Origin of the sequence: Saezia sanguinis (assembly GCF_963921665.1) — a bacterium.
GTDB lineage: Bacteria > Pseudomonadota > Gammaproteobacteria > Burkholderiales > Burkholderiaceae_C > Saezia > Saezia sanguinis.
Genome location: NZ_CAWUGC010000010.1, coordinates 56,900 through 68,272 on the forward strand (window position 1 = coordinate 56,900; position 11,373 = coordinate 68,272).

Annotated in this window: 12 protein-coding genes; 3 read left to right on the forward strand and 9 right to left on the reverse strand. The window is 50.3% G+C overall.

The window, feature by feature from the left end:
- Positions 1-2 precede the first annotated feature (2 nt).
- Together AACY98_RS06515 and AACY98_RS06520 are read right to left on the reverse strand one after the other, a co-directional pair.
- Positions 3-722 (reverse strand): LrgB family protein, encoded by a 720-nt coding sequence (locus AACY98_RS06515; RefSeq protein ID WP_339803069.1) that lies wholly within the window; start codon positions 720-722, stop codon positions 3-5.
- A 1-nt stretch (position 723) separates the two neighbouring features.
- Positions 724-1,131, reverse strand: coding sequence for a CidA/LrgA family protein (locus AACY98_RS06520; RefSeq protein WP_339803071.1), 408 nt, complete (start codon positions 1,129-1,131; stop codon positions 724-726).
- A 397-nt stretch (positions 1,132-1,528) separates the two neighbouring features.
- Here AACY98_RS06520 and AACY98_RS06525 point away from each other — a divergent pair, with 397 nt between their 5' ends.
- Positions 1,529-2,053 (forward strand): hypothetical protein, encoded by a 525-nt coding sequence (locus AACY98_RS06525; RefSeq protein WP_339803074.1) that lies wholly within the window; start codon positions 1,529-1,531, stop codon positions 2,051-2,053.
- 80 nt (positions 2,054-2,133) lie between these two features.
- Here AACY98_RS06525 and AACY98_RS06530 read toward each other — a convergent pair whose 3' ends face one another.
- A complete protein-coding gene (locus AACY98_RS06530; RefSeq protein WP_339803077.1) occupies positions 2,134-3,405 on the reverse strand; it encodes a D-amino acid dehydrogenase in 1,272 nt (423 codons plus the stop codon).
- Positions 3,406-3,503: 98 nt separating this feature from the next.
- Between AACY98_RS06530 and AACY98_RS06535 the strand changes: the two genes are divergently transcribed.
- On the forward strand, positions 3,504-4,442 hold the full coding sequence (locus tag AACY98_RS06535; protein WP_339803080.1) for a LysR family transcriptional regulator ArgP: 939 nt from the start codon (positions 3,504-3,506) through the stop codon (positions 4,440-4,442).
- 15 nt (positions 4,443-4,457) lie between these two features.
- Here AACY98_RS06535 and AACY98_RS06540 read toward each other — a convergent pair whose 3' ends face one another.
- The 4 genes from AACY98_RS06540 to modA all read right to left on the reverse strand — a co-directional run bounded on the left by AACY98_RS06540 (position 4,458) and on the right by modA (position 6,939).
- Positions 4,458-4,886, reverse strand: coding sequence for a TOBE domain-containing protein (locus AACY98_RS06540; protein WP_339803083.1), 429 nt, complete (start codon positions 4,884-4,886; stop codon positions 4,458-4,460).
- A 105-nt stretch (positions 4,887-4,991) separates the two neighbouring features.
- The gene (locus tag AACY98_RS06545; protein ID WP_339803086.1) at positions 4,992-5,423 is read right to left on the reverse strand and encodes a winged helix-turn-helix domain-containing protein; all 432 of its coding nucleotides are present in this window, start codon (positions 5,421-5,423) and stop codon (positions 4,992-4,994) included.
- 14 nt (positions 5,424-5,437) lie between these two features.
- Entirely contained in the window at positions 5,438-6,139 is a 702-nt protein-coding gene (gene modB / locus AACY98_RS06550) for a molybdate ABC transporter permease subunit (RefSeq protein WP_126981116.1), read from the reverse strand.
- Positions 6,140-6,189: 50 nt separating this feature from the next.
- Complete coding sequence (modA, locus tag AACY98_RS06555; protein WP_339803089.1) at positions 6,190-6,939, reverse strand: molybdate ABC transporter substrate-binding protein; 750 nt, start codon at positions 6,937-6,939, stop codon at positions 6,190-6,192.
- A 213-nt stretch (positions 6,940-7,152) separates the two neighbouring features.
- Between modA and AACY98_RS06560 the strand changes: the two genes are divergently transcribed.
- Complete coding sequence (locus tag AACY98_RS06560; RefSeq protein WP_126981118.1) at positions 7,153-7,629, forward strand: retropepsin-like aspartic protease family protein; 477 nt, start codon at positions 7,153-7,155, stop codon at positions 7,627-7,629.
- 146 nt (positions 7,630-7,775) lie between these two features.
- Here AACY98_RS06560 and AACY98_RS06565 read toward each other — a convergent pair whose 3' ends face one another.
- Together AACY98_RS06565 and AACY98_RS06570 are read right to left on the reverse strand one after the other, a co-directional pair.
- Positions 7,776-10,652, reverse strand: a complete 2,877-nt coding sequence (locus AACY98_RS06565) for an autotransporter outer membrane beta-barrel domain-containing protein (protein WP_339803092.1) — start codon at positions 10,650-10,652, stop codon at positions 7,776-7,778.
- 2 nt (positions 10,653-10,654) lie between these two features.
- A complete protein-coding gene (locus AACY98_RS06570; protein ID WP_339803094.1) occupies positions 10,655-10,804 on the reverse strand; it encodes a hypothetical protein in 150 nt (49 codons plus the stop codon).
- Between the last annotated feature and the right edge of the window lie 569 nt (positions 10,805-11,373).

The following is an 11,373-nucleotide window of genomic DNA, read 5'->3' on the forward strand; positions in this document are numbered from 1 at the left end:
CATTAAAAAAACCAGTGGTATATCAGCGGTATCAGTACCGCCCCCAAGACGGACTGCACACCCACTGCCAGCGCGGCATAAGCTGCTGCCGTGGGGCTGATCTGGAAGGCGCTGGCCGTTCCGATACCGTGACTGGCGGTCCCCAGGGCAAAACCGCGCGCCGCATCCGATTTGATCCGTGCCAGTTTGAACAGCAGTGGCCCCATCAAAGCACCCATCACGCCGGTGATAATGGTAAAAACCGCTACCAGAGAAATTTCACCGCCGATTTTTTCCGCCACCCCCATGGCCACAGATGTTGTCATCGATTTGGGCGTCAGTGACAGAATGATTTTCGGCGGCAGCCCGAAAGCCCATGCCAGCAGCACCACCGAGATCACGGCAACGGCGCCACCAATCAGCGAAGCCCCCAGCAATGGCCACATCTGCCGTTTCAGATCAGCCCAGCGCAACCACAGCAGCAGCCCCATCGCAACCACCGAAGGCCCCAGCAGAAAATGAATGAACTGCGCCCCTTCAAAGTAAGTGGTATAGCTGGTGTTGGACAGCAGCAGTACCGCAATAATCAGCAAAGTGGCCCATACCAGCGGTGTCGCCCATGGTGCATAGCGCCGCCATGTATAAAAGCTGTAGGCCATCAAATACGCAATCAACGTCAGCGTCAACCCCATCAATGGCGTGGAAGAAAGGTACACCCAAAAATCCTGAAAATTATCTGTCATGTCATGCCTCTTCCTGGGTTTTCTGTTCCTGAACTGCTGCCAATGCCTCTTTTGACCGTTCTTCAGAAGGTAACCACCAGGCCAGCAAACATCCGGTGGCCAGCAAACCCAAAGCACACGAAATGAACAGCACCAGCAGAATGCGAATACTGTACTCCTGCAGCAAAGGCAGTTGCGTCAACACACCGACACTGATCGGCAGAAAAAGCAGCGACAGGTGCGATATGAGAAAGTTGGCACACGACTCAACAGGCTCGCGGACAGACAGAAATGATAAGCACGGAACCAGCAGCAGCATGCCAAGCACCGGCCCGGGGATCGGCCAGTGCAGCAAACGCGATATCAGCTCGCCAAGGCATTGAAACACCAGCAGAAAAGTAAACCCTTTCAGGGGAAGCATGGGCGGCATATCGGAACAGTCCTTTTTCTTTTATCAAAATAAAAACGGCCTAGTACCTTAACATGCAATTTATCTCACCGCAAGTTACCGCCTGCCGGCAACTCAAACACCATGCCCTCCACCCTTATTCAATACCCTTGCAACCATGTGGCTACAGCGCAAAACCATTCGACTTTTTTATCAAAAATACATTGTTTTTATTCAACAATCACTCTGAACACGCACTGTTGTACAGCGCCAGCCGCGTTACGCCAAAACGTTAACTTTTACCGTTATCACAAAATACATGCGATGCCATTACGGGAAAAATGATTTATCTCATTTTTAATGATTGATTTTTGTACCATACTGGCATATAAGTAATGTATACATTCATTTTTTGATACACAGAAAGCGCAACCCCATCATGCACGCACAGCCTCCTACCGCTTTGATGCAATATGCTGCGCTACACCGTGACCAGCGCAATATTCTGTTGCATACCATCTGCATTCCCATCATGATGCTGGCCATGGGATGGCTGCTCAGCCCCCTGCTGTGGCAATGGCCAAACTGGCCTGCTCCTGCGGGTGCGCTACTGTTACTTGGGATTACAGGCTTTTATGTTTATTTTGCTGGTTATCTGGGGCTGGTGACCAGCGTTCTGATTGCCGTGCTGTTTTGTGCCGGACAGTTGTTTTATTCATGGCTGGGCCTTATCAGCGGCAGTATTGTGCTGTTACTGGGCTACCTGCTGCATCGGCTGGGGCACTGGTACGAGGGCAACTATTTTCTGTTCCGCTTCCAGTTCCCTACACTGCTGGCAGCTCCCTTGTTTGCTACAGCCGAGATCATGCGTCATCTGGGATTTTTCCATCCCTTATGCGCGGCCATTGAAACCCGTGTCGGCACGTCTTATGTGCGCGATATGGTCAATGTGCAATCAGACTGACCTGCATCTCATCTCCCTTTTACACAAGGCGGCTGTATTGCGCTGCGCTTGCACCAGCTTGCATCATACACGGGGTGACATCAAACCCCACAAAACCGGAATGCCAGATCCGGCTTTTTACCGCTGATCAGTTCCGCCACCGCGCGGCCTGAACCTGCGCTGTGCGTCCACCCCAATGACCCATGTCCGCTGTTGATCCACAGGTTGCCATATTTACTGCGGCCCATGATCGGAACATTGCTGGGTGTGGAAGGCCGCAGCCCGGCCCAGAAATTCGGTTCTGTCGTATCCGCCACGCCAGGGAACAACTGTTCATACCGCTCCACCAGCATTTTGCAGCGCACCTTGGAAACAGAGGAGTTTAATGACGTGTCATACCCGGCAGTTTCTGCCGTGCCGGCAATGCGTATGCTGTCACCCAAACGCGAAATGGCAATTTTAAAATCATCATCCAGCATACTGACAGAACTGGCTTTTTCCGGCTGTTTCAGGCGCATGGTTGCGGAATAACCTTTTGTCGGATAGATCGGCAGGTATATGCCGATACGGCGCAACAAAGGCGCTGTAAAAGACCCCAGTGCCGCAACATATGCATCTGCCTTGATGGTGCTGGCTTCCCTTGTGTTCTGGTCTTTAACCTGCACCCCCGTCACCCCCGCACCATGACACTCAAACCCCAGAATATCGGTTTGAAACAATGCAGTGGCACCACGCGCCAGACACAGTTTCATCAGTTTTTGGGCAAACACAAAAGCATCGCCGGATTCATCCTCCGGTGTATAAGTGCCTCCCACAATATGCTCGGCAAAGCTTTGTAAAGCAGGTTCAACCTGCAACACCGCCTCGCGGCTGATGACATCGCGCTTGACACCATAACGCTGCATTACCGCGGCTTCATGGCTGCCATTATCCATGGCCTGTTGCGAGGTAAAAAAATGCAAAATCCCCTTTTCCTCACGGTTACACTCAATCCCTGTTTTGGCAAATACCTCGTGAAACGCTGCATGGCTGTACTGCCCCAAAGCCACCAGTTGCCGCACATTGCGGTCAAATGCTGACCCTGTACACTGAGATAAAAACCTCAGCCCCCAGGACCATTGATGCGGGTCGAGTTTGAGCCGAAACAACAACGGCGCATCATCACGGGGCAACCATTTCAGCAACTTGAGCGGTGCAGCCGGATTGGCCCAGGGCTCGCAGTAACAAACGGAAATCTGGGCGCCATTGGCATACGAAGTTTCCATGGCCGCCGCGCTGGCGCGGTCAATGATGATGACTTCATGCCCATGCTCCAGCAGATACCAGGCTGTCAATGTACCGATAACGCCTGCGCCTAAAACGACCACCTTCATGGAAATACTCCTGCCAGGAAAAAGCACAGTATCTGGCACGCTGACAGAAAAATGAAGATGGATTAAAGTATTTCATATTCCATCAGTTAATCTAATACATGAGTTTCATCGATCCGGATGCACTGGAATGCCTGGTTGCCCTGGTAGAAGAAGGCAGCTTTGAACGTGCCGCACAACGGCTGGATATTACCCAGTCTGCTGTTTCGCAACGGCTCAAGGCGCTGGAATCGCGCATTGGCACGGTGCTGATTGTGCGCAACCGTCCTTTACAGCCGACACAGGCCGGCAGCCTGCTGTTGCGTTACGCGCGCCAGCAGCGCCTGTTACGGGCCGACCTGACCCATGACCTGCAGGAACTCGCACCCAGCACCCACCTGGGCAACATGGAGCAGGCCCGCATATCCATTGCAATCAATGCCGACAGCATTGCCACCTGGGCACTGCCGGCACTGCAGCCCGTTATTGAGCGCGGCATTGCACTGGAGATCATTACCGATGACCAGGACTTTACGCACGAATGGCTGCGCCAGGGGCAGGTTCTCGGGTGCGTGACCACGCAACCGGAGCCTTTGCGCGGCTGCCAGATGATTCACCTGGGTTCCATGACTTATGTCGCTGTTGCCACGCCCGAGATGGTGGCGCGCAAGCTGGAAGGACAACCTTTTTCTCTGCGCATCCGTGAACTTCCATTTGTCGCTTTCAACCGCAAAGACGACATGCAGCAACATCTGGTTGCCAAAGCATTAGGGCTCAGGCATATTGCACTCAAGCAGATTTATGTCCCTTCCTCTGAAGCACAGGTCAGGGCGGTACTGGCAGGCTGGGGTGCTTCCGTCGTCCCCCAGATTCTGGTACATGACCTGATACAACAAGGCACACTGACCCGCCTGCTGCCAGGCTGCAGCGTTGAAATATCACTGTACTGGCACTGCTGGGGCCTGGAATCCGATCTGCTTCAAATACTGACCAAGGCGCTGACCCAATACGCCGCCAGCGCCCTGAATAACACCCTCAGAACAGACACCCCGTCTGATTAAGCAGTTATATAGCCGTCACGAAGCCACACCCAAAATCACACTGGACGCCTTGAATATCGCCGTAGCGGATACCCCGGCCTTCAAGCCCATATTTTTACAGCTCTGGTTGGTGATAATGGCGGTGATCAAACACCCATTGCCAAGGTCGATGACCACTTCAGAATTCACGGCACCCGGCTCCACCTGGGTAACATTGCCGGCCAGGCAGTTGCGTGTTGACAGTTTCACGCCTTGTATATCTGTTGAGACAATCACAAACGATGCCTTAACCAGCGCAAACGCTTTTACCCCTGTTTTAACGCCCAGCTTTTCTGTGCTTTCGTGGGTAATAATGGCCGTAATCTTGATACCATGGCCAACCTCCAGCTCTACCTCGTCATTGACCGCGCCCCGCTTTACCTGAACCACGGTTCCTTCAAAACAATTACGTGCACTGGTTTTCATGTTGGATCCTTTTTCATTCAAAAATGAGACAGCTGCTTCAGCAACAGTATCATCGTACTTCAGATTGACCGGAGTTCAGGCAAAAACAACAATGCTATCCCCGAATCATTTCAACAAGCCCAACAACTGGCTCAACTCTTTTTGATTGGCAGCCGATGCCTGCTGTTCTATCTGGCGATACAGCGCAATCACCTGTTCTCCAACCTCTGTCAACTGGCTGGTCCCCCCACTGGCACCACCATGGCTTGAGACAATGGCCGGGCTCGCCAATGCGCTGTTGATATCATTCAACAGCAGCCAGGCCCGCCGGTACGACATCCCCAGGCTTTTTGCCGCCGCAGTAATGGACCCATAGTCACGCACAGCTTCCAGCAAAGACACTTTGCCAGGGCCAATGGCGATCAGGTCTCCGTATAAAACACGCATGCGCCAGCGCACTTTGACGGGTGTCTCCGGTTTGGAGCGCCGCTTTGATTTGGCCTTCTCCAGCACGTCCTGCACTTCCATTTCCGGTATCAAATCCTGCATATTCTTCATTTTGCAGTCTCCCCTCATGTCATCCTCGCAACCACCTGTTTACGCAAAAGCGAACCAATTGACAACAAAATCGCAATACACACCACACACACAATTGCTGTCAGAATCCAGGCCTGCGTATCTTTTCCATCCTGCACCGCCTGATAAATGGCAATTGAGAGTGTTTGTGTTTTCCCCGGCATATTGCCTGCAATCATCAGCGTTGCACCAAACTCACCCAACGCCCGCGCCAGGGCCAGCATCACACCGGCCATAATGCCGCGCATAGCCAAAGGCAGACTGATACGCCAGAAGATTGACCAATTTCTGGCACCCAGGCTGCGCGCAGCCTCAATATATTCCTCTGCAATCTCTTCAAACGCAGCCCGCGCCGATTTATAAACCAGCGGAAAAGCCACCACCGTCGCTGCCACAATCGCCCCCTTAAGGGTAAACATGAAGCGAATGCCCAGCGTCTGCTCAAACCACCCCCCTACTGCACTGCTGCGGCCCAGCAGCACAATCAGGTAGTACCCCATGACGGTAGGCGGCAACACCATGGGCAAAATGAACAGCGTATCCAGCAGCTCCTTGCCCTTGAAATTCTTTCTGGCCATCAGCAAGGCGCACCCTACCCCCAGTATGCTTGCCAGTACGGTTGCTGCAACCGCTACCTGTACTGACAACCACAGAGGCGAAAGACTTTCAAGCAAAGAAGCCGAAACTACATTGTTCATTTGCTACTTAAGCAGGCAACGGCTCAACTCTCCTGCTTTTGGACAAGCTATTAAGGTGAAACAAAACCGTAACGTGCCAGAATTTTCTGTCCGTCTTCACTCACGACAAACTGCATAAACTTCCCAGCCAGTTCAGGCTTGTCAGACGCTTTGATCTGAGCCATCGGGTATGTAATGGCACTTTCGGTAGGTACCACCAGCGCAACAGTCACCTCATTGGCGCTCAAAGCTGCATCGGTACCGTACACAAACCCTGCATCAGCCTCTTTCCGCGATACATACTGCAAAACCTGACGCACATTTTCACCAAACACAAACTTAGGTTCCAAAACGCTCCACAGTTGCTCTTTTTGCATGACCTGTTGCGTGTAATTGCCTGCCGGCACACTGCTGGGAGTACCTACGGCAATCGTGCGATATGCGCTTTCCTTCAGATCTTCCAGTTTGGCTGGCTGCTGTGTGGCGCCCGCAGGAACAATCAGTACCAGTGTGTTGCGTGCAAAATCAAAACGGGTGCTATCTGCAATCAGATCTTTTGCCCGGTCCATTGTTGCCTGGTCAGCGCTGGCGAACACATCCACCGGTGCCCCCTGCTCAATCTGGCGCAGCAATACGCCGGAAGCGGCAAAATTGAAAGTAACCTTGACCCCCGGATTCTGCTTCTCGAAAGCCTCTCCCACATCCTTGAATGCATTGCTCAGGCTGGCCGCCGCTGAAACAATCAGCTCCTGGGCAAAAACCAGATGGGTGGAACACAGCAACAGTACGGCTGCAATCAGACGGGTAAATTTAGAACGCATGCTATCCCCCATAATTAAAATTGATACATCTATACTATCATATCGTAATATACGGACGAACATAACGGACGTAAATCCACCGTTTGCATAGGAAAAACTAATCCTTTTGGTGTATTGATTTTTTAAAAAAACAGTGCTTTTTAACAAGAAACTATTCCGCACAAAATTCAGCGAAAATAAAGCTTTCCGCTTTTAGCCCTTATACTTTTTAATATGAATGAGCTTCCACGCACATTTAAGCTGGTCATTATCTGGCTGCTTATCGGTACCGCTGTCTTTTTAGCTGTTTTATGGTTTGAATCTGCACAAAACAAATCCAGCTTTTCCGTTACAGATAACGTCATCGAAATCAAGCGTGCGCGGGACGGCCATTACCACTGGAGCGGTGACATCAACGGACATCAGATTACCTTTTTGATTGATACCGGGGCCAGCATGACATCCATTCCGCAGAGTCTGGCAGAAAAAGCCCAACTGCCTGTGGTGGGGCGCGTCACCTTCAATACCGCCAATGGCACGACAAGAAACAACGTGGTACGCGGTAACCTTAACCTGGAAGGCGGGGTACAGATGGACAACCTGCGCATGGGGGTGTTGCCAGACCATTCCGGACAGGCATTGCTAGGCATGGATGTCATCGGGAAACTGCACATGACACAAACGGAAGGCATCATCCGTTTTGAACGCTGATGACTCCTTCTGACTGCACATTTCAATCACCATAGTCCTGCACAAACCATCACCACAAACAGGCAACGAGTCTCCTCAACCCAAAATAAAAACGCCCTGAACAGTGTCAGGGCGTTTTGCATTACCGCAAATATCATCCGGGCGGCTTAGAAACTGAACCGGTAACCGATGTTGAGCTGCTTATGATCAAAGCTGCCACCCTTGGCATAGGTTGCATCCATATAGATGTTATGCCGGCCATTGATCTGCATGTTCACACCAATACCGTTATCCCACCAGCCGCCACCAAAATCATAACTCTCATGATTGTAGTGGTTGAAGGTGTACCCGGTATCGCCACTGAACTCTCTGACATAGCCCGTTTTAATATAAACATCAATCGGGTTCTTGCCTTCGGTGATGCTGTAACCAGCAATCACACTCAGACGCCCCAGGGTCGAATCATAGCTGTCCAGATCCGTTCTCAGACCGGTGCTGGAATTGATCGTTGCGCCATTCTGGTGCGAGAAAGTCAACTGGGCCTGAGGCTCCAGGTACCAGCCCTGTTGAGGCTGGGTAATGTAAAAGCGTTTACCTGCCTCCACACCAATCGTGAACCCTTTGGTGCTGCCATCGCCATCCACATAGTAACCATTGCTGGTCAGCGTATTAAAGCTGTTATCCATGTAAACATATTTGGCAATACCATCGACATAGAATCCGTCATCCGCTTTGTAAGTGCCGTAAACACCGACATGGTAGCTCTTGGTATCACCACTGCCAACGGCATAATCAGCATTCGCCTTGGAAGTCCCTGCCATGACGCCAACATAAGCCTGGCCAGCCCCTTCAATGTCAAGCTGACGGTCTACACCAATTTGCACGCCCGAATACTTCATGTCAAAACTTGAGAGGCGAACCCCGTCAAATTTATCCATTTCACCAGTCATCACCCTGACCCAAACATCTCCCTGTGCTCCGGGAGCCTGACGCAACTCACCCATTCTCTGCAGCAGCGTTTGAATTTCTGCATAGTTGAGCAGGTAATTGATATTCAGTATGTTGGCTGAACGGTCCGCGGCATTATTCAATGTCGGCGGTGTCGGCGTAATGATCTGGGGCTGCTGAGGATCAACCGTTTTCGGCGGCGTTACCGTCGAGGTATTCAGATACCAGTTGCTATCCGCTTTGAATTCCAGAGAATACACATAAGGACCCACGTCCACACCGGCACTGCTGAACGTTGCCTGGTTCTGCGTGGCATCACTGCCTGTAAACTCGACCACCAACGCCTCTTCAACACCAAAATACGAACCTGCCTTGGCATCGTTAAAATGCAGATAGTGGCTGCCACTGGAACTGTTGGTAATGACCAGCCGGTCAGCTTCGTTGTCACACATTTCAGTACGGGCGTTAAAAATACCGCCATTACCGCTGAGATTGTCTACAGTAAGAACTGTCCGGTTCAAGCTTGTCACCGGCAGCACACTCTGGTCACCAATAGAAACCTGGGCACCATTGGTCATCACCAGGTTATTAACGTTAGAGTCGCCTGTCAACTGCCAATGTGTCGCCGCGCCGTCCATCGTGATATTGATCGTGCCGTCAGCCACGCTGGCCGCTGTTGCCGCATTGGTTTTATCCGTCGCCCCGGTAAACACCGTGCCACTGGTCAGCATCATCTGCACACGACCACCATCCAGTGCTGTCACATCCCCTGTATAGGTGGAGCTGTCTGCACCGAAATTCACTACCCCTGCAGAGTTGGCAGTGATATTTCCGGCAACCACTGAATTTTCGATAACATCTAAAGTAGCAACACCTGACACGCTGGCATCAATATTACCAGTGAGTTGAGTGCCACTCATAACCAGGTCGATAAACGAATTGTCTAACCCCGTCGGTGTCGTGGTACCTACTACATTCACATTGCTGTTGAATACAGACCCTGCCGTTGCATTCAACCTGATCCCGCCTTCCCTATCGGCAACCAGATCCCCTGTAACAGTATATACGCCAGAAGCAGAGAGACCTTCCATGGTTTCGGAGGTGATCAAAGACTCCGCCCCTGAAGAATACATGGCATAGCTGCCTTTGCTCACATCCACCGTAATAGCAGTGTCACCGGCCAAATATACCTGACCGCCTGCAAAGTCCGTAACATTTGTCAAATTAGATCCAAGAGCCAAGCAAAGCGCACTTGAAATACCCGAAGAAGGACACTGACCAATCGTTCCATCCATGGTTACAATACCATGCGCTTGTTGTCCTGTCGTAACAATCGTGGTATTGCCAAGCTGGATTTGCCCTGTTTTATTTGCATAAACAGCATACGCTTTGCTACCTGCTGTAGTAATTTGACTGCCATCACCAATCACTACAGTGGCATTTCCATGCGGCAGGGTTTCTGACTCACGATCACGGTTCCCAGCATAAACAGCATACCCTGTTGAAGAAGATGTATTCGCCCCCGCAGCGTCGGTTTTAAGAATAGCACCAGTACCTATCGTAATGCTGTTGGATGCGGTCGTTGAAATATTAGACAGGTTAGCACGTACGGCAACACCACCTTTTGAGTAAATCTCTGCGTCATCACCAATTGTAACCGTCGCCGCGCTTCTAACCGTCGCATTGATACCGTCTCCAGATGACCCTTCTGTGCGAATAACCAGCTTACCAGGAATAATGACTGTTGTGATGCCATTGGTACGGATTGCATCTGCCGTGGAGCCATTCGTTGTGATTGTGACATTATTCTGTGCAATACGGCTACCGCCATTGGCATAGATACCTACCCCCTGAATATCAGGGCTGGTACCCCAGGAACCAGTCATATTGAAAATCACATTTTCATAATTCAGCCGGGACTGCTCATAAGGCGAATACTGTCCTGAACAGGTAATTGTCAACCCATCTCCTGACACCGTACAAGAAGCCGAATCTGCCATTGCCGCAAAACTGCTGCCCAAACCCATGCTTAGAGCTGCGGCAATGCGAATGCAAAGTTCTTTGCGGCGTGCTTTTAATGTGTTTCGTTTTTTCATGTCTACGCTCTCAAAATTTCAAAAACCAGATCGTACTCAACCACAGGAGTCACAAACTCCGTAGAACCGAGATACTTGCCTTGAGATCCAACTGGCGCCACACTGGCGCCTGGCGAAGAGCCGCCTAAAAATTCATTACGAGCAATATGCACTCATAAATCTTTTGCCATAAATCTTTTATTCGTTATTTAAATTATAAAAATTGCTAATCGAAATGTGTCATTTCAGTTAGGTACTATTTCACACCTTGTGCAACTATCTGATATATCTGTTCACATTAACAACAGCTTTTGTATCAGATCAAAGCAATGCATTTCCAACACATAAATTCAACGCAAACAAACTAAATTCGGTGCAATAAATCACACCATGTTTGCACCTATTCACTCATGCAACAAAATTGTCTTTTTTTACAAATTATGCTTACAACAAATGTCAGTTTAAATTTACAAAAATGTCAAAAAAAGAACAAACGAACGATTAATGGCTTTCAGGCAAGTATTTGTAGAAAAATAAGCAGCACAAATGCCATGCCCTATCAGACAGCGTGAACTAAATCACAAAAAAGAAATAAACTTTTTTACAAAAGCTGAGGTGGTTATTACAACGAACCTCAGCTAAACAAAATCATCTAAATAAGTTGGCGGTTTATTTATTACAGAGCCTGCAGTTCAAGCGAGTTGGCAGCAGCTTTCTCTTACTTAGCTGAAGCGTGGATAGA